This window comes from Pseudomonas sp. SCA2728.1_7, from assembly GCF_018138145.1.
Classification (GTDB): domain Bacteria; phylum Pseudomonadota; class Gammaproteobacteria; order Pseudomonadales; family Pseudomonadaceae; genus Aquipseudomonas; species Aquipseudomonas koreensis_A.
On record NZ_CP073104.1, the window covers coordinates 5,893,423 to 5,916,579 of the forward strand.

Annotated in this window: 23 protein-coding genes; 21 read left to right on the plus strand and 2 right to left on the minus strand. The window is 60.1% G+C overall.

Annotated elements, in window-relative coordinates; genetic code table 11:
• The first annotated feature begins 39 nt into the window (after positions 1–39).
• The 12 genes from KBP52_RS26385 (at position 40) to KBP52_RS26440 (ending at position 11,568) form a co-directional block, all read left to right on the plus strand.
• The gene (locus KBP52_RS26385; RefSeq protein WP_212621298.1) at positions 40–2,274 is read left to right on the plus strand and encodes a DNA internalization-related competence protein ComEC/Rec2; all 2,235 of its coding nucleotides are present in this window, start codon (positions 40–42) and stop codon (positions 2,272–2,274) included.
• A 101-nt stretch (positions 2,275–2,375) separates the two neighbouring features.
• A complete protein-coding gene (locus tag KBP52_RS26390) occupies positions 2,376–3,011 on the plus strand; it encodes a MotA/TolQ/ExbB proton channel family protein (RefSeq protein WP_038364506.1) in 636 nt (211 codons plus the stop codon).
• On the plus strand, positions 3,008–3,436 hold the full coding sequence (locus KBP52_RS26395) for a biopolymer transporter ExbD (protein ID WP_007908223.1): 429 nt from the start codon (positions 3,008–3,010) through the stop codon (positions 3,434–3,436). Before KBP52_RS26390 ends, KBP52_RS26395 begins: the two co-directional genes overlap by 4 nt.
• Positions 3,436–4,446: a tetraacyldisaccharide 4'-kinase gene (lpxK, locus tag KBP52_RS26400; RefSeq protein ID WP_212621299.1), complete on the plus strand. Its 1,011-nt coding sequence runs from the start codon at positions 3,436–3,438 to the stop codon at positions 4,444–4,446. Before KBP52_RS26395 ends, lpxK begins: the two co-directional genes overlap by 1 nt.
• A gap of 21 nt (positions 4,447–4,467) precedes the next feature.
• On the plus strand, positions 4,468–4,653 hold the full coding sequence (locus KBP52_RS26405; RefSeq protein WP_011060103.1) for a Trm112 family protein: 186 nt from the start codon (positions 4,468–4,470) through the stop codon (positions 4,651–4,653).
• Positions 4,650–5,414 (plus strand): 3-deoxy-manno-octulosonate cytidylyltransferase, encoded by a 765-nt coding sequence (gene kdsB, locus KBP52_RS26410; protein WP_212621300.1) that lies wholly within the window; start codon positions 4,650–4,652, stop codon positions 5,412–5,414. The genes KBP52_RS26405 and kdsB overlap by 4 nt, the downstream gene beginning before the upstream one ends.
• Positions 5,414–5,878, plus strand: coding sequence for a low molecular weight protein-tyrosine-phosphatase (locus KBP52_RS26415; RefSeq protein ID WP_016986041.1), 465 nt, complete (start codon positions 5,414–5,416; stop codon positions 5,876–5,878). The genes kdsB and KBP52_RS26415 overlap by 1 nt, the downstream gene beginning before the upstream one ends.
• Positions 5,875–6,894: a UDP-N-acetylmuramate dehydrogenase gene (murB, locus tag KBP52_RS26420; RefSeq protein ID WP_212621301.1), complete on the plus strand. Its 1,020-nt coding sequence runs from the start codon at positions 5,875–5,877 to the stop codon at positions 6,892–6,894. Before KBP52_RS26415 ends, murB begins: the two co-directional genes overlap by 4 nt.
• A 312-nt stretch (positions 6,895–7,206) precedes the next feature.
• Positions 7,207–7,677 carry a (2Fe-2S)-binding protein gene (locus tag KBP52_RS26425; protein ID WP_077574083.1) on the plus strand — a complete coding sequence of 157 codons (471 nt, stop codon included), beginning with the start codon at positions 7,207–7,209 and terminating at the stop codon, positions 7,675–7,677.
• Positions 7,674–9,995, plus strand: a complete 2,322-nt coding sequence (locus KBP52_RS26430) for a xanthine dehydrogenase family protein molybdopterin-binding subunit (RefSeq protein WP_212621302.1) — start codon at positions 7,674–7,676, stop codon at positions 9,993–9,995. The genes KBP52_RS26425 and KBP52_RS26430 overlap by 4 nt, the downstream gene beginning before the upstream one ends.
• Positions 9,995–10,975 carry an XdhC family protein gene (locus KBP52_RS26435; RefSeq protein WP_116030441.1) on the plus strand — a complete coding sequence of 327 codons (981 nt, stop codon included), beginning with the start codon at positions 9,995–9,997 and terminating at the stop codon, positions 10,973–10,975. Before KBP52_RS26430 ends, KBP52_RS26435 begins: the two co-directional genes overlap by 1 nt.
• On the plus strand, positions 10,972–11,568 hold the full coding sequence (locus KBP52_RS26440) for a nucleotidyltransferase family protein (RefSeq protein ID WP_212621303.1): 597 nt from the start codon (positions 10,972–10,974) through the stop codon (positions 11,566–11,568). Before KBP52_RS26435 ends, KBP52_RS26440 begins: the two co-directional genes overlap by 4 nt.
• Positions 11,569–11,759: 191 nt before the next feature.
• Here the strand turns inward: KBP52_RS26440 and rne are convergent, their stop codons facing one another.
• Entirely contained in the window at positions 11,760–14,996 is a 3,237-nt protein-coding gene (rne, locus tag KBP52_RS26445; protein WP_212621304.1) for a ribonuclease E, read from the minus strand.
• A gap of 699 nt (positions 14,997–15,695) precedes the next feature.
• Between rne and rluC the strand changes: the two genes are divergently transcribed.
• From rluC to sppA, 3 genes are read left to right on the plus strand one after another with little or no spacing between them, the layout of a single operon-like run.
• Positions 15,696–16,655: a 23S rRNA pseudouridine(955/2504/2580) synthase RluC gene (gene rluC, locus KBP52_RS26450; protein WP_038364486.1), complete on the plus strand. Its 960-nt coding sequence runs from the start codon at positions 15,696–15,698 to the stop codon at positions 16,653–16,655.
• Complete coding sequence (locus KBP52_RS26455) at positions 16,642–17,304, plus strand: HAD-IA family hydrolase (RefSeq protein ID WP_077574078.1); 663 nt, start codon at positions 16,642–16,644, stop codon at positions 17,302–17,304. Before rluC ends, KBP52_RS26455 begins: the two co-directional genes overlap by 14 nt.
• 24 nt (positions 17,305–17,328) lie before the next feature.
• The gene (gene sppA, locus KBP52_RS26460; protein ID WP_123594438.1) at positions 17,329–18,318 is read left to right on the plus strand and encodes a signal peptide peptidase SppA; all 990 of its coding nucleotides are present in this window, start codon (positions 17,329–17,331) and stop codon (positions 18,316–18,318) included.
• A gap of 95 nt (positions 18,319–18,413) precedes the next feature.
• Here sppA and KBP52_RS26465 read toward each other — a convergent pair whose 3' ends face one another.
• Positions 18,414–18,992, minus strand: coding sequence for a nucleoside triphosphate pyrophosphatase (locus KBP52_RS26465; RefSeq protein ID WP_123594425.1), 579 nt, complete (start codon positions 18,990–18,992; stop codon positions 18,414–18,416).
• A gap of 105 nt (positions 18,993–19,097) precedes the next feature.
• Between KBP52_RS26465 and KBP52_RS26470 the strand changes: the two genes are divergently transcribed.
• The 6 genes from KBP52_RS26470 to acpP all read left to right on the plus strand — a co-directional run bounded on the left by KBP52_RS26470 (position 19,098) and on the right by acpP (position 23,091).
• A complete protein-coding gene (locus KBP52_RS26470; RefSeq protein ID WP_007908248.1) occupies positions 19,098–19,625 on the plus strand; it encodes a YceD family protein in 528 nt (175 codons plus the stop codon).
• Between the two features lie 13 nt (positions 19,626–19,638).
• Positions 19,639–19,821, plus strand: coding sequence for a 50S ribosomal protein L32 (rpmF, locus tag KBP52_RS26475; RefSeq protein WP_003179396.1), 183 nt, complete (start codon positions 19,639–19,641; stop codon positions 19,819–19,821).
• Positions 19,822–19,825: 4 nt separating this feature from the next.
• Positions 19,826–20,836: a phosphate acyltransferase PlsX gene (plsX, locus tag KBP52_RS26480; RefSeq protein ID WP_212621305.1), complete on the plus strand. Its 1,011-nt coding sequence runs from the start codon at positions 19,826–19,828 to the stop codon at positions 20,834–20,836.
• Between the two features lie 123 nt (positions 20,837–20,959).
• Positions 20,960–21,898 carry an ACP S-malonyltransferase gene (gene fabD, locus KBP52_RS26485; protein ID WP_212621306.1) on the plus strand — a complete coding sequence of 313 codons (939 nt, stop codon included), beginning with the start codon at positions 20,960–20,962 and terminating at the stop codon, positions 21,896–21,898.
• 16 nt (positions 21,899–21,914) lie between these two features.
• Entirely contained in the window at positions 21,915–22,658 is a 744-nt protein-coding gene (gene fabG / locus KBP52_RS26490) for a 3-oxoacyl-ACP reductase FabG (RefSeq protein ID WP_008086267.1), read from the plus strand.
• A 196-nt stretch (positions 22,659–22,854) separates the two neighbouring features.
• Positions 22,855–23,091 (plus strand): acyl carrier protein, encoded by a 237-nt coding sequence (gene acpP / locus KBP52_RS26495; protein WP_003175607.1) that lies wholly within the window; start codon positions 22,855–22,857, stop codon positions 23,089–23,091.
• Positions 23,092–23,157: the final 66 nt, after the last annotated feature.

Sequence of the window (23,157 nt, forward strand, 5' to 3'; positions counted from 1 at the left end):
CCCGCTATGCCTAAGTGCGGGACTCTCAAGGACGGGCTTATGCGCACAGGGATGATGGCGCTTGCAGTCGGTCTGCTCGCCGCGGTTTTTATGCCGGCATTACCGCCGGTCTGGTTGCTGCTGTTGCTGCCGGTGGCGGCTTTGATGCTGCTGCCGTTTCGCAGCTATCCGTTGGCGTTTTTGCTGTTTGGCTTCTCGTGGGCCAGCGTCGGTGCGCAATGGGCGTTGAATGATCGTTTGCCAACTGAACTGGATGGCGAAACCCGTTGGCTCGAAGGACGGGTTATCGGCTTGCCGCAGAGCGCCGAGGGTGTGGTGCGTTTCGAGCTGGCGGATGCGCGCTCGCGTCATGAAAAGCTGCCATCGCTGATGCGCCTCGCCTGGTACGCCGGGCCGCCGGTCAACAGTGGCGAGCGCTGGCGCTTGGCGGTCAAGCTCAAGCGTCCCGGTGGTTTGCTCAACCCGGACGCCTTCGATTACGAAGCATGGCTGCTCGCGCAACGCATCGGTGCGACCGGCACGATCAAGGACGGCCAACGCCTGAGCGAAGCAAGGTGGGCCTGGCGCGACAGTATTCGTCAGCGTTTGCTGAGCGTGGATGCGCAGGGGCGAAGCGGCGCACTGGCGGCGCTGGTGCTGGGCGACGGTTCGGGACTCAGTCGTGAGGATTGGCGGATTCTGCAGGACACCGGCACCGTGCACTTGCTGGTGATTTCCGGCCAGCACATCGGTTTGCTCGCGGCGGTGATGTATTGGCTGGTCGCAGGGTTGGCGCGATTTGGTCTGTGGCCATTGCGTTGGCCGTGGCTGCCATGGGCCTGTGGGCTGGCGTTCGCGGCAGCGTTTGGTTATGGCCTGCTTGCCGGGTTCGATGTGCCGGTGCAGCGGGCCTGCGTGATGGTCGGGCTGGTGCTGTTGTGGCGGCTGCGCTTTCGCCATCTGGGGGCATGGTGGCCGTTGCTGCTGGCGTTCAATGGTGTGCTGTTGCTGGAACCGCTTGCCAGTTTGCGTCCAGGTTTTTGGCTCTCGTTTGCGGCGGTGGCCGTGCTGATCTTTACCTTTGGCGGTCGTTTGGGGGCGTGGCGCTGGTGGCAGACCTGGACGCGGGCGCAATGGTTGATCGCGATCGGCTTGTGCCCGGTGTTGCTGGCGCTGAACCTGCCGATCAGTCTTAGTGGGCCGCTGGCCAATTTGTTCGCGGTGCCCTGGGTCAGTCTTGTGGTGTTACCGCCGGCGCTACTGGGGACGGTGTTGTTGCCTGTTCCTTATGTCGGCGCCGGCCTGCTGTGGCTGGCCGGCGGTTTGATCGACGGACTGTTTCGCGCGCTGGCAATGATTGCCGGGCATTGGCCGGCGTGGATCGCACCCTCGCTACCCGCTTGGGTCTGGGCCATTGGCAGCCTCGGCGCCGTGTTGTTGCTGTTGCCGCGCGGCGTGCCGATGCGTGCACTGGGCTGGCCACTGTTGTTGCTGCTGGCCATGCCACCCCGCGAGCGATTGGCCGAAGGCCTGGCCGATATCTGGCAGCTCGATGTTGGCCAAGGCCTGGCCATTCTGATCCGCACCCGTCATTACGCGCTGCTGTATGACGCCGGGCCGCGTTTTGGCGATTTCGATCTCGGCGAGCGGGTGGTGCTGCCCGCGTTGCGCAAACTCAATGTGGAAAAACTCGATTTGATGCTGCTCAGCCATGCGGACGCCGATCACGCTGGCGGCGCTTTGGCGATCACTCGTGGTTTGACCGTCGATCAAGTGATCAGCGGCGACCCGGCGGGACTGCCCGCTCAATTGGGCGCCGAAGCCTGCGCTAGTGGGCAGCAATGGCAGTGGGACGGCGTGCGTTTTCAACTTTGGCAGTGGACGGACGCTCACGACAGCAATCAGCGTTCGTGCGTCTTGCAGATCGAGGCCAATGGCGAGCGCCTGCTGCTGACTGGCGACATCGACACCCACGCCGAGCGCTCGCTGCTCGACAGTCCGCTGGCCGTGCCGACGCAATGGCTGCAAGCGCCTCACCATGGCAGTCGCAGTTCGTCGTCGATGGCGCTGCTCAACGTCTTGAAGCCTGAGTCCGTGCTGATTTCGCGAGGTCATGGCAATTCATTTGGTCATCCCCACCCGACCGTGCTGGCGCGTTATCGCAAACAAGGCCTGCACATTTACGACAGCGCCGAACACGGCGCCATTCATCTGCAATTGGGCCGCTTCAAGCCGCCGTGGACGATGCGTCAACAGCGGCGTTTCTGGCGCGATACGCCTGCGCTCGCCCGTTGATCGGTGCCAGCATGGATGCCACCTCACGGTCGTCGGGGCGGCGGGTCTTAATCGTGAATCGGTATGGTAAAGTGGCGCACTTTTTCGAGGGGACTGTCACTGTGTGGGAATTGGTCAAATCCGGCGGCTGGATGATGTTGCCGATCATTCTGAGCTCCATCGCGGCCATGGCGATCGTCGCCGAACGCCTGTGGACCCTGCGCGCCAGTCGCGTCACCCCCGAGCATCTGCTGGGCCAGGTCTGGGTGTGGATCAAGGACAAGCAGCTCAATAAAGAAAAGCTCAAGGAATTGCGCGCCAATTCGCCGCTGGGGGAAATCCTCGCCGCCGGTCTGGCCAACTCCAAGCATGGTCGCGAGATCATGAAAGAGTGCATCGAAGAGGCCGCCGCCCGGGTCATTCACGAACTCGAGCGCTACGTTAACGCGCTGGGCACGATTGCCGCCATGTCGCCGTTGCTCGGTCTGCTGGGCACCGTGTTAGGCATGATCGACATTTTCAGTGCCTTCACTGGCTCAGGCATGACCACCAACGCCTCGGTATTGGCCGGTGGTATTTCCAAAGCGCTGATCACCACCGCTGCGGGCCTGATGGTCGGTATTCCGGCGGTGTTCTTCCACCGGTTCCTGCAACGCCGCATCGATGAGCTGGTGGTCGGCATGGAACAGGAAGCGATCAAACTGGTTGAAGTGGTGCAGGGCGACCGTGACGTCGATCTGGCCGAGGGCCGGGTGTGAAATTCCGTCGCAAGCCTCGGGAAACCATCGATATCAACCTCGCGTCGCTGATCGACGTGGTGTTCATTCTGCTGCTGTTTTTCGTCGTGACCACCACGTTTACCCGTGAAACCCAGTTGCGCGTCGACCTGCCGGAAGCGGTCAGCGGTTCACCGGCCGAAGATCAGCAGCTCAAGCAGATCGACGTGGCGATCAGCGCTGAAGGCGTGTTCTCGGTGAACAACAAGATTCTGCCGAAGAACGATCTGGCGACATTGATGGAAGCCATGCAGAAAGAATCCAACGGTGACACCAACATGCCGTTGTCGATCAGTGCCGACGGCAAGACTCAGCATCAATCCGTGATCACCGCCATGGATGCGGCCGGCAAGCTCGGTTTCAGCCATCTGCGCATGACCACGGTCGAGGCGGCGCCGAAATCCTGATGAGCCTGTCCGATCGTTTGCTCGCCGCTTGGTATCAGGGGCATCCGGCCCTTACGCTGCTGCGGCCGCTGGAGTTGTTGTACCGCCGCGTGGTGATCAACAAACGCCAACGTTTTCTCGACGGTGAAGGCGAAATCTATCAGTCGCCCGTGCCGTTGATCGTGGTCGGCAATATCACCGTTGGCGGCACCGGCAAGACACCGATGATCCTCTGGCTGATCGAACATTGCCGGCGCAGCGGTTTGCGCGTCGGCGTGGTCAGCCGTGGTTACGGTGCCAAACCACCGCAGTTGCCGTGGCGCGTTGAGGCCGAGCAAAGCGCTCACATTGCTGGTGATGAACCGTTGTTGATCGTCCAGCGCACAGGTGTGCCGCTGATGATCGACCCCGATCGCAGCGCCGCCGTCAAAGCCTTGCTCGCCAGCGAACCGCTGGATCTGATCCTCTCCGACGACGGTATGCAGCATTATCGTCTGGCGCGGGATCTGGAACTGGTGCTGATCGATGCCGCCCGTGGGCTGGGCAATAAACGTTGCTTGCCTGCCGGGCCGTTGCGCGAACCGATTGAGCGCCTGCAAAGCGTCGACGGCGTCTTGTTCAACGGTGCCACGACTGATCGCGAAGACGGTTTTGCTTTCCATCTGCAACCCACCGCGCTGGTCAATCTGCGCAGTGGCGAACGCAAGTCGCTCGAGCATTTTTCTGCCGGTCAGGCCGTGCACGCCGTCGCCGGGATCGGCAATCCGCAACGTTTCTTCAATACCCTCGAAGCGCTAGACTGGCGAGCGGTTCCGCACGCGTTTGCCGACCACGCCGAATACAGCGTGCAGGCCTTGAATTTTACACCGTCATTGCCATTGGTGATGACCGAAAAGGACGCGGTGAAGTGCCGTGCCTTCGCTGCAGCCGACTGGTGGTATCTGGCGGTCGATGCCGTGCCGTCGCCGGCCTTCGTGGCCTGGTTCGACACACAGCTGATGCGCCTGTTGCCTGATCGGCTTTTGCCTTAACTCTTTACTCAGGGAATGTTCATGGACACCAAATTGCTCGATATCCTCGCGTGCCCGATCTGCAAAGGCCCGCTCAAGCTCAGCGCCGACAAGACCGAACTGATCAGCAAGGGCGCCGGTCTGGCGTATCCGATCCGCGACGGCATCCCGGTGATGCTCGAAAGCGAAGCCCGCACCCTGACCACCGAGGAGCGTCTGGATAAATGACTACCGCCTTCACCGTTGTCATCCCGTCGCGTTTCGCCTCGACCCGCCTGCCAGGCAAGCCGCTGCTGGATATCGCTGGCAAACCGATGATCCAGCACGTCTGGGAGCAGGCGAGCAAAAGCAGCGCGAACCGTGTGGTGGTCGCCACTGACGATGCGCGCATCATCGAGGCCTGCAAAGCGTTTGGCGCTGAAGTGGTGCTGACCCGTGAAGATCACAATTCCGGCACCGATCGTCTGGCTGAAGTCGCAGCGAAACTTGGCCTGGAACCCGATGCGATCGTGGTCAACGTGCAGGGCGACGAGCCGCTGATTCCGCCAAGCGTGATCGATCAGGTCGCCGCCAACCTGGCGGCTCACACTGACGCGCGTATGGCTACGTTGGCCGAGCCGATCGAAGACATTGAAACCCTGTTCAACCCGAACGTGGTCAAGGTCGTCAGTGACATCAACGGTCTTGCGTTGACCTTCAGCCGCTCCACTTTGCCGTGGGCGCGCGATGCCTTTGCCAAAAGCCGCGAGCAATTGCCCGAAGGCGTGCCATACCGTCGCCACATCGGCATTTACGCCTACCGCGCCGGTTTCCTTCATGACTTCGTCAGTTGGGGCCCGTGCTGGCTGGAAAACACTGAATCCCTCGAGCAACTGCGTGCCCTGTGGCACGGCGTACGCATTCATGTCGCCGATGCACTGATCGCGCCGCCCACCGGTGTCGACACTGCCGAAGACCTCGAGCGCGTTCGCCGATTGCTGGGGGCCTGATGCGCGTTCTGTTTGTGTGCCTGGGCAACATTTGCCGTTCGCCCACGGCCGAAGGCGTGTTGCGGCACAAACTGCGCGAAGCGGGGCTGGCGGATCAGGTCGAAGTGGCTTCGGCTGGCACCGGTGACTGGCACGTCGGCAACCCGCCGGACAAACGCAGCCAGGCTGCCGCCAAAGTGCGCGGCTATGACCTGTCGGCGCAACGCGCGCAGCAGGTCAGCCGCGCGGACTTCGCCAGTTACGATCTGATTCTGGCGATGGACAACAGCAACCTGCGCAACCTCAAGGCGTTGCAGCCGTCCACCGGCAAGGCTGAGCTGGACCTGTTTCTGCGTCGCTACGCCGGCGTGGTCGATGAAGTGCCGGATCCGTATTACGACGGCGATCAAGGGTTCGAGCAGGTGCTGGATCTGATCGAGGCAGCCTGTGACCAATTGTTGATCGAAGTGAAGGGCCGGTTATGAGTTTGCAGGTGCAACCGCAGGTTTCCCTGAAACCGTTCAACAGTTTTGGCGTCGACGTGCGCGCGCAACTGTTCGCCGAAGCCCACAGCGATGCCGATGTCCGTGAGGCGCTGGCGTATGCCACTGCTCATGATGTGCCATTGCTGGTCATCGGCGGCGGCAGCAACTTGCTGCTCACCGCAGACATTGCGGCGCTGGTGCTGCGCATGGCCACCCGTGGCATTCGTGTGATCAGCGATGACGGCAGCCGGGTGGTGATCGAGGCTGAAGCCGGCGAGCCGTGGCATCCGTTTGTCCAGCACACACTGGAGCTGGGCTTTTCCGGACTGGAAAACCTCAGTCTGATTCCCGGCACTGTCGGCGCTGCGCCGATGCAGAACATTGGCGCTTACGGTGTCGAGATCAAGGATGTGTTTGCCGGGCTCACCGCGTTGGATCGTCAGACCGGCGAGTTGCGCGACTTCACTCTCGAAGAATGCAACTTTGCCTACCGCGACAGTCTGTTCAAGCAGCAGCCGGGGCGTTGGTTGATTCTTCGCGTGCGATTCAAACTGGATCGCGTTGCGCATCTGCATCTCGAATACGGTCCGGTGCGCCAGCGCCTGACCGAGCAGGGTATCGAGCAGCCGACGCCGACCGATGTCAGCCGCGCCATCTGCAGCATTCGCAGTGAAAAACTGCCGGACCCGGCAGTGCTCGGCAATGCCGGCAGCTTCTTCAAGAATCCGCTGGTGTCGGCGGCCATCGTCGCGCAGATCAAAGCCCAGCATCCGGATGTGGTCGCCTACGCGCAACCGGACGGGCAGATGAAACTGGCCGCGGGTTGGTTGATCGAGCGCGCTGGCTGGAAAGGTTTCCGTGAGGCCGATGCCGGCGTGCATAAATTGCAGGCGCTGGTGCTGGTCAACTACGGCGCGGCAACCGGGCTGCAACTGCTCGATCTGGCGCAACGCATCCAGAAAGACATTGCCGAACGTTTCAATGTCGAACTGGAAATGGAGCCCAATCGGTATTGAAGCAGCGGCGAGCTTCAAGCTTTGAGCGGCAAGCTACAATCTTGATGGTGAGCCAGCTACTGCCTTTACTTGCAGCTTGTAGCTAAAAGCTTGCAACTGAAAAGCCCTGTCTCAGCAGGGCTTTTTTGTTAATGCTGGGTTAACTTAGCGAGCTAACGATAACCGTCATTTGCTCCACCAAAGGCCCGGTGCAGACGTTCGCGTCGGCACAAGAGAGCCTGATTAGCCTGAGTCGATCTGCGTGAACCACCGCCGATTCAACGGCGGCAGATTGCTCGACCCGATAACCACCAAAAATATGCGGGCGTGCCCATGATTACCCTGAAACTCAATGGCCAAGACCATTCACTTGATGTCACGGAAGACATGCCGCTGCTCTGGGCTATCCGCGATGTTGCTGGTTACAACGGCACCAAATTCGGCTGCGGCATGGGCCTGTGTGGCGCCTGCACCATTCATATCGATGGCTTGCCGGCGCGCAGTTGCATCACGCCGATCGGCTCGGTGGTTGGCCAGAACGTCACCACCATCGACAACCTGCACGCGGACCCGGTGGGTCAGGTGGTTCAGCAAGCCTGGCTGGACACGGCTGTCGCCCAATGCGGTTTCTGTCAGGGCGGGCAAATCATGTCGGCCACCGCGTTGCTTAAAACCAACCCGAACCCGAGCGACGAACAGATCGAAGAAGCCATGGTCGGCAACATTTGCCGCTGCGGCACGTATAACCGAATCAAGACTGCGATTCGCCAAGCCTCCACCCATTTGAAGGAGGCCAAGGCATGAGCCGTCTTCCGAATGATTTCGCCCTGAGCAATCTGAGTCGTCGCGGTTTCCTCAAAGGCGTCGGCGCCACCGGTGCGCTGGTGCTGGCGGCGAGTTGGGGCTGGCAGGATGCGTTGGCCGAAGACAAACCGAAACAGTTCGGCGCCGATGGCATGCCCAACGGCTGGATCGATGATCCGAAGGTCTACGTCAGCATCGCCGCCGACGGCACGGTCACCGTGGTGTGCAACCGCTCGGAGATGGGCCAGGGCGTGCGCACCAGTCTGACCATGGTTGTCGCTGATGAGCTGGAGGCCGATTGGGCGCACGTCAAAGTGCAGCAGGCACCGGGTGATGAAGTGCGTTTCGGCAACCAGGACACTGACGGTTCGCGCAGCATGCGCCATTGGTATGAACCGATGCGGCGTTGCGGCGCGGCGGCACGGACGATGCTCGAGCAGGCCGCCGCCGCACAGTGGAAAGTGCCGGTCGGCGAATGCCACGCGCAGTTGCACAAAGTCATTCACAAGCCGTCCGGCCGTGAGCTGGGTTATGGCGAGCTAGCCGCCGCAGCCAGTGCGTTGGCAGTACCGACACGGGACAGCTTGCGTCTCAAGCAGCCGTCGGAGTTTCGCTACATCGGCAAGGAAGGTACGAAAGCCATCGATGGTGACGACATCGTCAACGGTCGCGCGGTATACGGCGCGGACGTGCATTTCGACGGTATGCTGTACGCCACCATTGCCCGTCCGGCGGTGTACGGCGGCAAGGTCAAATCGCTGGACGACAGCGCCGCGCTGAAAGTCCCCGGCGTGCTCAAAGTGCTCCAGATTGAAGGCCGTCCATTGCCTTCTGAATTCCAGCCATTGGGTGGCGTGGCGGTTGTTGCCACCAATACCTGGGCTGCAATCAAGGGCCGCGAAGCGCTGAAAATCGAGTGGGACGACGGCCCGAACGCCAGTTACGACTCGATCGCCTATCGCAAGGAGCTGGAAGCCGCCTCGCTGAAACCCGGCAAAGTGGTACGCAATACCGGCGATATCGACAAGGCATTGAGCGGCGCTGCCAGCACGCTGGAAGCTTCCTACTATTTACCGCATCTGGCCCAGGCGCCGATGGAACCAATGGTCGCCATCGCCCGTTACAAGGATGGCGTCTGCGAAGCCTGGGCACCGAGTCAGGCCCCGCAAGTGACGCGCGAGCGCATCGGTGAGCGCCTTGGTTTGCCGTTCGACAACGTCACCTTTAATGTCACGCTGCTCGGCGGTGGTTTCGGTCGCAAGTCGAAACCGGACTTTGTCGTTGAAGCGGCGATCCTCGCCAAGGAGTTTCCGGGTAAAGCAGTGCGAGTACAGTGGACGCGTGAGGATGACATCCACAACTCGTATTTCCACACCGTGTCCGCCGAGTATTTGAAGGCTGGCGTGGCTAAGGACGGCATGCCGTCGGGCTGGTTGCATCGCACCGTGGCGCCGAGCATCACCGCGTTGTTTGCGCCGGGGATGAATCATGAGGCGGCGTTCGAGCTGGGCATGGGTTTCACCAACATGGCCTACGCCATTCCCAATGTGCGCCTGGAAAACCCCGAAGCCACCGTGCATACGCGAGTCGGCTGGTATCGCTCGGTGTCGAACATTCCCCATGGTTTCGCGATCCAGAGTTTCGTCGATGAGCTGGCACACAAGGCCGGTGAGGATCCGCTCAAATACCAGATCAAACTGCTCGGCGCGGATCGGCAGATCGATCCGCGTACCTTGAGCGAGGAGTGGAACTACGGCGAATCTCCCGAGCGTTACCCGATCGACACCGGACGCATGCGCACCGTGCTGGAAACTGCGGCCAAGGCTGCCGGTTGGGGGCGCAAACTGCCCAAGGGGCGTGGTCTTGGCCTGGCGGTGCATTACAGCTTCGTCACCTATGTGGCGGCGGTGATCGAAGTCGAGGTCAAAGACGATGGCACGCTGATCGTGCACAAGGCTGATATTGCTGTGGATTGCGGGCCGCAGATCAACCCCGAGCGCATTCGCTCGCAGTTCGAAGGCGCTTGTGTGATGGGCCTGGGCAATGCTGTGCTGGGTGAAATCAGCTTCAAGGACGGTAAGGTTCAGCAGGACAACTTCCACATGTACGAAGTGGCGCGCATGTCGCTGGCGCCGAAGGAAGTTGCCGTGCATCTGGTGACACCGCCGGGCGACGTGCCGTTGGGCGGCGTCGGCGAACCGGGCGTACCGCCGATCGCCCCGGCGCTGTGCAACGCGATTTTCGCCGCCACCGGCAAGCGTATTCGCAACCTGCCGGTGCGCTATCAGTTGCAGGGCTGGCAGAAGGCAGAGGCCTGATGGACAGCGTCGACCTCAACGTCCTGCGCAGTGTCCTCGAGTGGCGCCGCGCCGGGCAGCGGGTGGTGCTGTTCAGCGTGGTGCAGACCTGGGGCACCGCGCCCCGCGCTCCCGGCGCCATGTTGGCGTTGCGCGAGGATGGCGTGGTGATTGGTTCGGTGTCGGGCGGGTGCGTCGAGGATGACTTGATTGCCCGGCTGCACGACGGCCGCATCGCCACCGATGGGCCGCCGGTGCAGTTGATCACTTATGGCGTCACGCGAGAGGAGGCGGCGCGCTTCGGATTGCCTTGTGGCGGTACGTTGCGCCTGACCGAAGAGCGCGTTGGCGATCCTGCTTGGGTCGCTGAATTGCTGGCCCGTTGCGAGGCCCACGAGATTGTCGCTCGCGAGTTGAATATCGACACCGGTGAAGTGCTTCTGGCGCCGGCAAGTAAATCCGATGCGCTGGAATTCGATGGCAAAACCCTGCGCGCCATTTACGGTCCGCGCTGGCGTCTGCTGTTGATCGGCGCCGGCCAGTTGTCGCGCTACGTCGCGGACATGGCGCGACTGCTGGATTTTGAAGTGCTGATCTGCGACCCGCGCAGCGAATTCGTTTACGGCTGGGAAGAGCATCACGGACGTTTCGTCCCGGGCATGCCGGATGACGCGGTGTTGAGCATCCAGACCGATGAGCGCACAGCGATTGTCGCGTTGACTCACGATCCGCGTCTGGATGACATGGCGTTGCTCACGGCGCTGGATTCGCCAGCCTTCTATGTGGGGGCGCTCGGTTCGCGGGTCAACAGCCAGAAGCGTCGGGAAAATCTCGCTCAGCTAGGCTTGTCGGTACAGGCGATCGATCGATTGCACGGGCCGATCGGTCTGCACATTGGCAGTCATTCGCCGGCAGAAATTGCCTTGTCCTTGCTGGCGGAAATTGTCGCGATCAAGAACGGGGTCGAATTGAAGCAGAAGAAAACTTTGGAGGACGCATGAGTCGATCCATTGCAGTGATTGTGCTGGCTGCAGGCGAGGGCAGCCGCTTTCGCCAGGTGGCAGGTGCCGATAAGGACAAGTTGCTGGCGGACTGCACCGGGCGTGATGGCGCGGTGCGTTCGGTGATCGAGCAGGTATTGGTTAATCTGCCGGCCGATCTTGATAAGCGTGTGTTGGTGACGACTGAGGCGCGGCCACAGGCGATGCGCATGGCGCAGGCTTATGGCTGTGACGTGGTGTCGATTGAATCGACCGGGATGGGTGACAGCATTGCCGCTGGCGTCGCGGCTTGCCCGGATGCCGATGGCTGGTTGATTGTGCTGGGGGATATGCCGTTTATCTTGCCGTCGAGTATTGAGCGGGTGGTCGCGGCGATTGCTGATGATGCGGTGAGCGTGCCGGTGCAGGAGGGCGAGTTTGGCCATCCGGTGGGATTTGGGCGCTCGTTTGGTTTGGGGTTGCAGGCGTTGAGCGGCGATCGCGGGGCTCGGCCGTTGTTCAAGCAGGGTAGGGTGGTGGAGATTGCTGTCGATGACCCAGGCGTTCTGTGGGATATCGATGTGCCTGAGACTTTGGTTTTTCCCCAATCCTGAGCCTTGCTCAGATCCCCTGTAGGAGTGAGCCTGCTCGCGATAGCGGTGGTTCAGCAAAAGTTGTATCAACTGACACACCGCTATCGCGAGCAGGCTCACTCCTACAGGAGATAGCGTTAAGGCTTAAATTGCAGGCATAAAAAAGCCCCGCCAGGTTTTCACCGGGCGGGGCTTTTTATTGGCTTTGGAAATTACACGAGTGGTTTAGGCTCGTGCTCTTTTTCCTCGGCCTCTTGGTGTTGCTCGACCGCGTCCTGAACGGAGCGTGGTGCTTCAGCGATCACCGCTTCGACAACCGCTTCTTCAGCGACCGGGGCAGGCGCTGCCTCGACCACTTCAGCAACCGGAGCAGCAGCGGCAGCCAGTTCGGCTTCCTTCTGCAGACGCTCTTCTTCACGCTTGCGACGACGCACTTCACGTGGGTCGTTCGGCGCGCGGCCGCTTGGTGTCAGGGCGCTGACCGGAGCCGGTGCTTCAACCACTGGAGCTGGCGCTTCGGCAACGACAGGTGCTTCGACAACCGGTGCTGGTTCAGCAACGACCACTGGCTCGGCAACTTTGCTCTCTTCAACAGCAGGAGCTTCAACCGCAGGCGCTTCGAACACTGGCTTTTCAACAACCGGTGCTTCAACCACTGGCGCTGGCGTTTCAGCAACAGCCGGCTCGGCAACCCAGTTGAAAGCGGTCTGCTCTTCGCGAACTTCACGCACGGTTTCGGTCGCGGTTTCAGCAACGCTTTCTACCACCGGCTCGGCCACTACAACTGGCGCAGGCTCTACCTGAGGCAGGGTTTCCTGAACCGGTGCCACTTCGACTTCCGGAGCAGCAACCACTTCCACTGGCGTGGTCGCTTCAACAGCTGGCGCTTCCACAGCAGCAGTTTCCTGAACAGCAGCGGTAGCGCGTTCGGCTTGCTCGTGGGCTTGGGCTTCGGCCGGAGCGCTGATCACGGTGCTGGCAACAGCGGCGGTGACAGCCAGACCAGCAGCCAGATCGGCGGTGCTTGGCTCTTCAGCGTTTTCGCCGGCTTCGGATTCTTCCGAACCTTCGATCACGTTGCCGTTGGCATCACGCTGACGCTCACGACGGTTGCTGCGACGACGCTGACCGCGCGAACGACGACGTGGACGATCGCCTTCGGCGTTCTCCGAACCGTCTTCCGGCAGTTGCTCTTCGTTGATGTTCACTTCTTCTTCAGCGACGGCAGCAGCGGCCTGCTCGGCACGCGGTTGACGCTCTTCACGCGGCGGACGCGGTGCGCGCTCTTCACGTGGCTGACGGGCCGGACGCTCTTCAGCGGCAACGGCTGCGGTGGCTGCTGCAACTGGAGCGGCGTCCAGAGGCTCGCGCAGTTCACGTACACGTTCTTCACGCTCGCCACGTGGCTTGCGGTCTTCGCGCGGTGCACGTGGAGCACGTTCTTCACGCGGAGCACGTGGCGCGCGTTCTTCGCGGGCAACTGGCGCTTCGGTACGGGTTTCGCGAGGCTCGCGGACTTCACGGGCTTCACGTGGCGCGCGCTCTTCGCGTGGCTCGCGTGGCGCACGTTCTTCACGTGGGGCACGTTCTTCGCGTGGCTTGCGTTCTTCATCGCGGCGACCGTTACGGTTGCGGCTCTGCTGACGACCGTTGCGACGTTCTTCGTTGCGGGCCGGACGTTCGCTGGCTGGTTTTTCAACCACAACCGGAGCGGCTGGCTCTTCTTTGGTGGCGAAAAGGCTGACCAGCGATTTCACCAGGCCTTTGAACAGGCTTGGCTCTGGCGCGGCAACCGGGGCCGGTGCTGGAGCGGCAGGCGCGGCGACTTCGGTCGGAACCGGAGCGTTGGCACGGGCCGGAGCAGTCTTGACCGCGGCTTCCTGGCGAACCAGGGTGCGGGTCGCGGCGGCTGGCTGGACTTCTTCGACTTCGGCAGCGGCAGCAGCGATTTCGTAGCTGGACTGGTTGGTCGCGGCTTCCGGGCTGTCGTCACGCAGACGCTGAACTTCGAAATGCGGGGTTTCGAGGTGGTCGTTCGGCAGAATGATGATGCGGGCACGGGTGCGCAGTTCGATCTTGGTGATCGAGTTGCGTTTTTCGTTGAGCAGGAACGCGGCGACCGGGATTGGCACCTGAGCGCGCACTTCGGCAGTGCGGTCTTTCAGGGCTTCTTCTTCAATCAGGCGCAGGATCGCCAGCGACAGCGATTCAACGTCACGGATGATGCCGGTGCCGTTGCAACGCGGGCAGACGATGCCGCTGCTTTCGCCCAGCGATGGACGCAGGCGCTGACGGGACATTTCCAGCAGGCCGAAGCGCGAGATGCGGCCGATCTGCACGCGGGCGCGGTCGGCTTCCAGGCATTCGCGGACTTTCTCTTCCACGGCGCGCTGGTTCTTGGCTGGGGTCATGTCGATGAAGTCGATGACGATCAGGCCGCCGATGTCGCGCAAGCGCAACTGACGGGCGATTTCTTCGGCGGCTTCAAGGTTGGTCTGCAGAGCGGTTTCTTCGATGTCGCTGCCTTTGGTGGCGCGCGCCGAGTTGATGTCGATGGACACCAGGGCTTCGGTCGGATCGATGACGATGGAGCCGCCGGAAGGCAGTTCAACGACGCGCTGGAAAGCGGTCTCGATCTGGCTTTCGATCTGGAAGCGGTTGAACAGCGGCACGCTGTCTTCGTACAGCTTGATCTTGCTGGCGTACTGCGGCATCACCTGACGGATGAAGGTCAGGGCTTCGTCCTGGGCTTCAACGCTGTCGATCAGCACTTCGCCGATGTCCTGGCGCAGGTAATCGCGGATGGCGCGGATGATCACGTTGCTTTCCTGGTAGATCAGGAAAGGCGCGGAGCGATCCAGCGAGGCTTCTTTGATGGCGGTCCACAGTTGCAGCAGGTAGTCGAGGTCCCACTGCATTTCTTCGCTGCTGCGGCCCAGGCCGGCAGTGCGCACGATCAGACCCATGTCGGCCGGTGCAACCAGGCCGTTCAGCGCTTCACGCAGTTCGTTGCGCTCTTCGCCTTCGATGCGACGGGAGATACCGCCGGCACGCGGGTTGTTCGGCATCAGCACGAGGTAACGACCGGCCAGGCTGATGAAGGTGGTCAGGGCTGCGCCCTTGTTGCCACGTTCTTCTTTTTCGACCTGAACGATGACTTCCTGGCCTTCGCTCAGGACGTCCTTGATGTTGACGCGGCCTTCAGGGGCTTTCTTGAAGTATTCGCGGGAGATTTCTTTGAGGGGCAGGAAGCCGTGGCGCTCGGAGCCGAAATCGACAAAGGCAGCCTCAAGGCTTGGTTCGATGCGAGTGATGCGGCCTTTATAGATGTTGGCCTTCTTCTGCTCGCGTGCACCGGATTCGATGTCCAGGTCGTAGAGGCGTTGGCCATCTACCAGTGCAACACGCAACTCTTCGGGTTGAGTTGCGTTAATCAGCATTCTTTTCATGTAGTACCGTCGGTTTCCGGGCTGCCGGAAACGGCGTTCGGCACACACGACTTCTCACGGTCGGTGTCAGGTGCGTCGGGAGTGGTTGGCCATTCCCGTGTCCAGCGATATGCGGCCAATTGGGCCGATATAGCGACGTACGCGTCCTGCTTGCTGTGGCTACTTAAGCACTCAGTCAGGAGGAGGAATCAACCAGCGGCTGTGGACGAGATGAAGCGTCTTGATAAAGCCTATTGCTACACAGTCCAGCGGTTGTGCATCTCCACCCTACACGTATCCCTGATAATTCGGGTGCTGCCGCGCGCAGAATCCGCAGCGGGTTGGCATTTACCGTGAGCTCCGAAAGGGGAGGTCACGCATCATGGCTAATTCAGGCGTTGTTTCCGAAGCATTCGCTCGGGGTCATCTGCAGCTGACTGCACTTTGTGAACTGGCCTTGAATGTGTGCCTGTCAGGCGAGTAAAAACTCTGCTCGACGGTGTAATTCAGGCCTCATGTCACCTGCGCTTGTTACAACTGCAAACTCCACCGTTACGTAGCGAAAGCCCCGTAGGACGGCCTCGCGTCCTGGTGAATTGCGTTGGTCAGGGCCGGTTTTTGACCGTGGTTCCTCTGTCCAGGCCGCTTTTGGCGGCGTTCGCGACTATAGCAGCAATGATTAAGTGCTTCAATTCCATAAAAATTGTTATCATCCGCGGCATGACAACTACTGCCCCTTCGACTCCAGGCGTTCAATTGCTTGAAGTCTCGCCGGAGTATGCCGGCCAACGAATCGACAATTTCCTCCTCGCCCGGCTCAAAGGCGTGCCCAAGACCTTGATTTACCGCATTTTGCGTAAAGGCGAAGTGCGCGTGAACAAAGGTCGGATCAAGCCCGAATACAAGCTGCAGGCCGGTGATATCGTGCGCGTGCCGCCGGTTCGCGTGCCTGAGCGCGATGAGCCGGTGCCACTCGCTCAAGGCCTGCTGCAGCGCCTGGAAGCCTCGATTGTCTTCGAAGACAAAGCCCTGATCGTGATCAACAAGCCCGCCGGCATTGCGGTTCACGGTGGCAGCGGCCTGAACTTCGGCGTGATCGAAGCCTTTCGTCAGTTGCGTCCCGATGCCAAAGAACTGGAGTTGGTTCACCGTCTCGACCGTGACACCTCCGGCCTGCTGATGATCGCCAAAAAGCGCAGCATGTTGCGCCACTTGCACGAGCAGTTGCGCGGCGATGGCGTCGACAAGCGCTACATGGCGCTGGTGCGCGGCAACTGGGCGACCTCGATCAAGAAAGTCAGTGCGCCGTTGCTCAAGAGCAATCTGCGTTCCGGCGAGCGCATGGTTGAAGTCAACGAAGAAGGCAAAGAAGCCCTGACCATGTTCAAGGTGCTGCGCCGCTTCGGTGATTTCGCCACCATGGTCGAGGCTAAGCCGGTTACCGGACGCACCCACCAGATTCGCGTGCACACTTTGCATGCCGGCCATTGCATTGCTGGTGACAGCAAGTATGGCGATGAGGATTTCACCAAGGAAATTCGCGATCTGGGCGGCAAGCGGCTGTTTCTGCACGCCTACATGCTGACCGTGCCGCTGCCCGATGGCGGCAAGCTGACCTTGCAGGCGCCGGTCGATGAAATGTGGGCCAAGACCGTGGAGCGATTGAGTGCGCCCATCTGATTACAAACTGCTGATTTTCGATTGGGACGGCACACTGGCCGATTCCATCCATCGGATCGTCGAGGCGATGCACTCCGCATCCGGGCGCTCCGGTTTCGAGTTGCGTGATGACTTTGCCGTCAAAGGCATCATCGGCTTGGGTCTGCCCGAGGCGATCCGTACGCTGTACCCCGAAATCAGCGATGCCGAAATGACTTTGTTTCGCGAGTATTACGCCGATCACTACATCGCTGCCGAAGCTGTGCCTTCGCCGTTGTTCGAAGGCGTAGTCGAATCGATGGCGTCGTTTCGTGAGCAGGGTTATCACCTGGCTGTCGCCACCGGCAAGAATCGTCGCGGGCTGGATCGGGTGCTCAAGGCCAATGGCTGGGAAGAATATTTCGATATCACCCGTGCTGCCGATGAAACTGCCAGCAAGCCGCACCCTCTGATGCTGGAGCAGATCCTTGCTCATTGTGGTGTGCGCGCGGAGCAGGCGCTGATGGTTGGCGATTCGTCCTTCGATCTGCTGATGGCGCGTAACGCGGGGATGGACTCGGTGGCGGTCAGCTATGGCGCGCAATCGATCGAATCGCTGCAGCAGTTCGAACCGCGCCTGTCGATCGACCGTTTTTCCGAATTGCATGCCTGGCTGGAGAAGCAGGCTTAATACGTTTTTGCTGGGGTGGATGGCATGACCGACGAATGGAAAGCACCGGCCAAGGCAAGTGCCGACGACGGTGATCAGAAAAGCTGGAAGCTATTGGAAAAAACCCTGCTGGCCGGTGTGCAAGAGCAGCGGCGTTCACGACGTTGGGGGATTTTCTTCAAGCTGCTGACGTTTGTTTACCTGTTTGTGGCGCTGATTTTGTTCACGCCGCTGATGGATATGGAAAAAAGCGCCACCCGTAGCGATAACTACACCGCGTTGATCGATGTCACCGGCGTGATCGCCGACAAGGAGCCTGCCAGCGCCGATAACATTGTCGGTAGTCTGCGCGCCGCGTTTGAAGACAAGAAGGTCAAAGGCGTCGTCCTGCGCATCAACAGCCCGGGCGGCAGTCCGGTGCAGTCGGGTTATGTGTATGACGAGATCAAGCGCCTGCGTGGCCTGCACCCGGATATCAAGGTGTATGCGGTGATTTCTGACCTGGGTGCTTCCGGTGCTTATTACATCGCCAGTGCGGCGGATCAGATCTACGCCGACAAGGCGAGTCTGGTCGGTTCGATCGGTGTGACGGCGGCCGGTTACGGTTTTGTCGGCACCATGGAGAAGCTTGGCGTTGAGCGTCGCACGTACACTTCGGGTGAACACAAGTCGTTCCTCGATCCGTTCCAGCCACAGAAGCCTGAAGAAACGGCGTTCTGGCAGGGCGTGCTCGACACGACGCACAAGCAGTTCATCAATAGCGTCAAGCAGGGTCGTGGTGATCGTCTGAAGGACAAGGATCATCCAGAGCTGTTCTCCGGATTGGTCTGGTCGGGCGAGCAGGCGCTGCCGCTGGGGTTGATCGATGGGCTGGGCAATGCCAGTTCGGTTGCGCGGGATGTGATTGGCGAGAAAGAGCTGGTGGATTTCACCGTTCAGGAATCGCCGTTTGATCGCTTCTCGAAAAAGCTCGGTGCCAGCGTGGCTGAGCAGTTGGCGATGTGGATGGGGTTCCACGGGCCTTCGTTGCGTTAATTCGTTGTAAAGGTCAAAAGATCGCAGCCTGCGGTAGCTCCTCCAGGGTTTTACATTCCCCTGTAGGAGCTGCCGCAGGCTGCGATCTTTTGCTTTTAAGGAATCTGCACGCCTTCCACCAACAGCATGTCAATCAGCCGAATCAATGGCAGGCCGATCAGGCTGGTGGCGTCAGGGCCTTCGGTGGACTGAAACAGGCTGACGCCCAGTCCTTCCGCCTTGAAGCTCCCTGCGCAGTCATACGGCTGCTCGATGCGCAGATAGCGCTCAACGCGCGCCTGATCGAGCTGACGCATGTGCACGGTAAACGGCACGCAGTCGACCTGGCATTCGCCGGTCTGGCTGTTGAGCAGCGCCAGGCCGGTCAGGAAGGTCACGCTGGCGCCGCTGGCGGCCATCAGTTGCTCGCGGGCCTTCTCAAAGGTGTGCGGCTTGCCAATGATCTGCTCGCCGAGCACGGCAACCTGGTCGGAGCCGATGATCAAGTGCGCAGGGTAACTGTCAGCCAATGCCCGGGCTTTTTGTTCGGCGAGGCGTTTGACCAGCTCGATGGCTGACTCGCCCGGACGATGGCTTTCATCGATATCCGGAGAGGAGCAGACGAACGGCAGGTGCAGGCGGGCGAGCAATTCGCGACGATAGGTCGAGCTTGAAGCGAGTAATAAAGGCAGCATTCGCGTCTCCTGAGGCAGGTGCGAATTCTAGCGGAGGCACGCAAGTGACGGACAGGGCACAATTTCCTTTGACATGGGTGGGTGCATCCCTATAATGCTGCGCCTATGTTGAATGACCCGATTCCACCTCACGTTGACCCGCGCAAATTGGCTGACCGTGGCACCACCCTTCAAGGTGAAATGCTGCTGGCCGATTTGGAGAGACTCTGCGACCCGCTTTCCGACAATGTCGGTACGGTGCAGGCGAAATTCGTTTTTGAACGAGATGAACGTAAATCTGTGGTAATCCACAGCTTTATCGACACCGAAGTCAAAATGGTTTGCCAGCGTTGTCTTGAGCTGGTCACCCTGCCGATCCACAGCGAATGCAGTTATGCTGTGGTGAAAGAGGGTGCGAATACCCAGTCGTTGCCGAAAGGTTATGACGTGCTGGAACTGGGCGAAGATCCATTGGATCTGCAGTCACTGATCGAGGAGGAGCTTCTGCTCGCCTTGCCCATTGTGCCTGCTCATCATCCGGAAGAATGCCAGCAGCCGGCGGGTCTCGATGAGCCCGAACCGAGCGAGGACGAGTCAACGCGGTCCAACCCGTTCAGTGTATTGGCGCAGTTAAAGCGTGACCCAAACGTTTAGGAGTTAATCAATTATGGCTGTTCAGCAGAACAAAAAATCCCGCTCTGCCCGTGACATGCGCCGTTCGCACGACGCTCTCGAGGCTAGCACCCTGTCTGTAGAAAAAACCACTGGTGAAGTTCACCTGCGTCACCACGTATCGCCAGAAGGCGTATACCGTGGCCGTAAAGTGATCGACAAGGGCGCTGACGAGTAATCACTTGTCCGCTCAAGTCATCGCGATTGACGCAATGGGCGGGGACTTCGGTCCCCGCAGCATTGTTCAGGCCAGCCTTGCTTGCCTTTCTGCTACGCCCTCGCTGCACCTGACCCTCGTCGGTCAACCCTCCCTTCTTGAAGAACTGATCAACGGCCAATCGGCTGCCGATCGCGCGCGCCTGACGATTGTTGCGGCCAGCGAAGTCATCACCATGGACGAAAAACCGACCCAGGCCTTGCGTGGCAAGCCGGACTCGTCGATGCGTGTCGCCTTGGAACTGGTGCGTGATGGCAAGGCTCAGGCCTGTGTCAGTGCTGGCAATACCGGGGCGTTGATGGCGCTCTCGCGATTCGTGCTGAAGACGTTGCCGGGTATTGATCGCCCGGCGATGGTTGCCGCGATTCCGACGCAGAAGGGTTTTTGCCAGTTGCTCGATCTGGGCGCCAACGTCGATTGCAGTGCTGAGCATTTGCTGCAGTTTGCGGTGATGGGCTCGGTGGCGGCGCAGACGCTGGGTATCCATCGCCCGCGTGTTGCGCTGCTGAATATCGGCACCGAAGACATCAAGGGTAATCAGCAGGTCAAGCTCGCGGCGACGCTGTTGCAGGCTGCTCGCGGTATCAACTACATCGGCTTCATCGAAGGCGACGGTTTGTATCGTGGCGAGGCCGATGTCGTGGTGTGTGACGGTTTCGTCGGCAACATCCTGCTCAAGTCCAGCGAAGGCCTGGCGACGATGATTGCTGCGCGCATCGAAGCGCTGTTCAAAAAGAATCTGCTCTCCCGTGCAGTGGGGGCTTTGGCATTGCCGTTGATGAAGCGTTTGCAGGCGGATCTGGCGCCGGCGCGACATAATGGCGCAAGCTTTCTCGGCTTGCAGGGCATCGTCGTGAAAAGTCACGGTTCGGCCGGGGTTCAGGGCTTTCAGAGTGCTATTTCGCGTGCGCTGATCGAGATCCAGGAGAACCTCCCCGAGCGCCTTCACGGCCGTCTGGAGGATCTGTTGTCTTAGGCGTTTTCGTCGGACAATGCTTAAATGTGACCGCCCGGTTCAAAGGGCCATCCAACTGTCAGTTTCTTGCGTCCCCAAGCGGGGCGTCATTTTCCGACGACAAGATCATTAGGGGCTTGTTACATGTCTGCTTCCCTCGCATTCGTCTTTCCAGGACAAGGTTCGCAGTCCCTCGGCATGCTGGCCGAGCTGGGCGCGGAATATCCGTTGATCCTCGAAACTTTCAAAGAAGCCTCTGAGGCTCTGGGTTATGACCTGTGGGCACTGACCCAGCAGGGCCCGGAAGAACTGCTCAATCAAACCCATAAAACCCAACCGGCCATTCTGACCGCTTCGATCGCTCTGTGGCGCCTGTGGCTGGCTGAAGGTGGTGCGCGCCCGGCATTCGTTGCCGGTCACAGCCTGGGTGAATACAGCGCGCTGGTTGCCGCTGGCAGCCTGACGCTGGCGGACGCGGTGAAGCTCGTTGAGCGTCGCGGTCAGTTGATGCAGGAAGCGGTTCCGGCCGGGCAGGGCGGCATGGCTGCCATTCTCGGTCTGGAAGACGCTGATGTACTGGCTGCCTGCGCCGAAGCTGCGCAGGGTGAAGTGGTCAGCGCCGTCAACTTCAACTCGCCGGGCCAGGTGGTGATTGCCGGTGCCAAGGCTGCGGTCGAGCGCGCCATCGAAGGCTGCAAGGCGCGTGGTGCCAAGCGTGCCATGCCGTTGCCGGTGAGCGTGCCGTCGCACTGCGAGCTGATGGGTCCGGCCGCTGAGCGCTTCGCCGAATCCATTGCTGCCATCGACTGGCAGGCGCCGCAGATCCCGGTAGTACAGAACGTCAGCGCGCAAGTGCCGGCCGATCTGGAAACCCTCAAGCGTGATCTGCTCGAACAACTCTACAAGCCAGTGCGCTGGGTCGAGTCGGTACAGACTCTCGCTGCCAAGGGCGCGACCAATCTGGTCGAATGCGGCCCGGGTAAAGTCCTGGCCGGTCTGAACAAGCGTTGCGCCGAAGGCGTGGCGACATCCAACCTCAATACCCCAGACGCTTTCGCTGCCGCTCGTGCAGCGCAAGCCTGAATCAGGAGAAACTTGCATGAGTCTGCAAGGTAAAGTTGCACTGGTCACCGGTGCAAGCCGCGGCATTGGTCAGGCTATCGCGCTGGAACTGGGTCGTCAGGGCGCCATTGTTGTTGGCACCGCGACCTCCGCTTCGGGTGCTGAGCGCATTGCTGCGACCCTGAAGGAAAACGGTATTCAGGGCACTGGCCTTGAGCTGAACGTCACCAGCGACGAATCGGTCAGCGCGGTGCTGGCAAGCATTCAGGAGCAGTTTGGTGCACCAGTGGCGATCCTGGTCAATAATGCCGGCATCACCCGCGATAACCTGATGATGCGCATGAAAGACGACGAGTGGTACGACGTGATCGATACCAACCTGAACAGTCTGTTCCGCCTGTCCAAGGGCGTTTTGCGCGGCATGACCAAGGCGCGTTGGGGCCGAATTATCAGTATTGGCTCGGTAGTGGGTGCCATGGGCAACGCTGGCCAAGTAAACTATGCAGCCGCCAAGGCCGGTCTGGAAGGTTTCAGCCGTGCAATGGCGCGTGAAGTCGGTTCGCGTTCGATTACGGTCAACTCGGTAACCCCAGGGTTTATCGACACCGATATGACCCGCGAGCTGCCTGAAGCACAGCGTGAAGCCTTGCAGACGCAGATTCCGCTGGGTCGTCTGGGACAAGCTCAAGAGATCGCGTCTGTGGTCGCTTTTCTTGCATCCGACGGTGCGGCATACGTCACTGGGGCTACAATCCCGGTGAACGGTGGGATGTACATGTAAGTAAAATGTGACGGATTGCTTCAAAAAAATGTCATACGAGCTGTCTAAAATCCGTTATAAAGCTGCAATCTATTTATAGGCAGAGGGCTGCAGGGTTTGAGGAGTGAAGCTTTCAGTTGAAAAACTGAAAAGTCTTTCTATACACTTACCCACTGGCCAGCTGCCTGAATTTGTCCATTAGGAGTGAAAACAAGGTATGAGCACCATCGAAGAGCGCGTCAAGAAAATCGTTGCCGAGCAACTGGGTGTTAAAGAAGAAGAAGTGGTCAACACCGCTTCCTTCGTAGAAGACCTGGGTGCCGACTCCCTTGACACCGTTGAGCTGGTGATGGCTCTGGAAGAGGAATTCGAGACCGAAATCCCTGACGAAGAAGCTGAGAAGATCACTACTGTACAAGCTGCAATCGACTACGTTACTAGCCACCAGGCGTAATAGTTTGTAATCGTTGTTTGCTGTCATGGAAAAACCGCACTGCCATCATGGCGTGCGGTTTTTTCT

What these genes read in the sequence shown, in the direction of transcription:
- KBP52_RS26435 (WP_116030441.1), top strand. Translation starts at nt 9,995, where the DNA reads ATGGACAGCGTCGACCTCAACGTCCTGCGCAGTGTCCTCGAGTGGCGC.
- sppA (WP_123594438.1), top strand. Translation starts at nt 17,329, where the DNA reads ATGACCGACGAATGGAAAGCACCGGCCAAGGCAAGTGCCGACGACGGT.
- KBP52_RS26425 (WP_077574083.1), top strand. Translation starts at nt 7,207, where the DNA reads ATGATTACCCTGAAACTCAATGGCCAAGACCATTCACTTGATGTCACG.
- rluC (WP_038364486.1), top strand. Translation starts at nt 15,696, where the DNA reads ATGACAACTACTGCCCCTTCGACTCCAGGCGTTCAATTGCTTGAAGTC.
- KBP52_RS26465 (WP_123594425.1), bottom strand. Translation starts at nt 18,992, where the DNA reads ATGCTGCCTTTATTACTCGCTTCAAGCTCGACCTATCGTCGCGAATTG.
- fabD (WP_212621306.1), top strand. Translation starts at nt 20,960, where the DNA reads ATGTCTGCTTCCCTCGCATTCGTCTTTCCAGGACAAGGTTCGCAGTCC.
- kdsB (WP_212621300.1), top strand. Translation starts at nt 4,650, where the DNA reads ATGACTACCGCCTTCACCGTTGTCATCCCGTCGCGTTTCGCCTCGACC.
- acpP (WP_003175607.1), top strand. Translation starts at nt 22,855, where the DNA reads ATGAGCACCATCGAAGAGCGCGTCAAGAAAATCGTTGCCGAGCAACTG.
- KBP52_RS26405 (WP_011060103.1), top strand. Translation starts at nt 4,468, where the DNA reads ATGGACACCAAATTGCTCGATATCCTCGCGTGCCCGATCTGCAAAGGC.
- KBP52_RS26430 (WP_212621302.1), top strand. Translation starts at nt 7,674, where the DNA reads ATGAGCCGTCTTCCGAATGATTTCGCCCTGAGCAATCTGAGTCGTCGC.
- KBP52_RS26385 (WP_212621298.1), top strand. Translation starts at nt 40, where the DNA reads ATGCGCACAGGGATGATGGCGCTTGCAGTCGGTCTGCTCGCCGCGGTT.
- KBP52_RS26470 (WP_007908248.1), top strand. Translation starts at nt 19,098, where the DNA reads ATGTTGAATGACCCGATTCCACCTCACGTTGACCCGCGCAAATTGGCT.
- murB (WP_212621301.1), top strand. Translation starts at nt 5,875, where the DNA reads ATGAGTTTGCAGGTGCAACCGCAGGTTTCCCTGAAACCGTTCAACAGT.
- rne (WP_212621304.1), bottom strand. Translation starts at nt 14,996, where the DNA reads ATGAAAAGAATGCTGATTAACGCAACTCAACCCGAAGAGTTGCGTGTT.
- KBP52_RS26415 (WP_016986041.1), top strand. Translation starts at nt 5,414, where the DNA reads ATGCGCGTTCTGTTTGTGTGCCTGGGCAACATTTGCCGTTCGCCCACG.
- lpxK (WP_212621299.1), top strand. Translation starts at nt 3,436, where the DNA reads ATGAGCCTGTCCGATCGTTTGCTCGCCGCTTGGTATCAGGGGCATCCG.
- KBP52_RS26440 (WP_212621303.1), top strand. Translation starts at nt 10,972, where the DNA reads ATGAGTCGATCCATTGCAGTGATTGTGCTGGCTGCAGGCGAGGGCAGC.
- fabG (WP_008086267.1), top strand. Translation starts at nt 21,915, where the DNA reads ATGAGTCTGCAAGGTAAAGTTGCACTGGTCACCGGTGCAAGCCGCGGC.
- rpmF (WP_003179396.1), top strand. Translation starts at nt 19,639, where the DNA reads ATGGCTGTTCAGCAGAACAAAAAATCCCGCTCTGCCCGTGACATGCGC.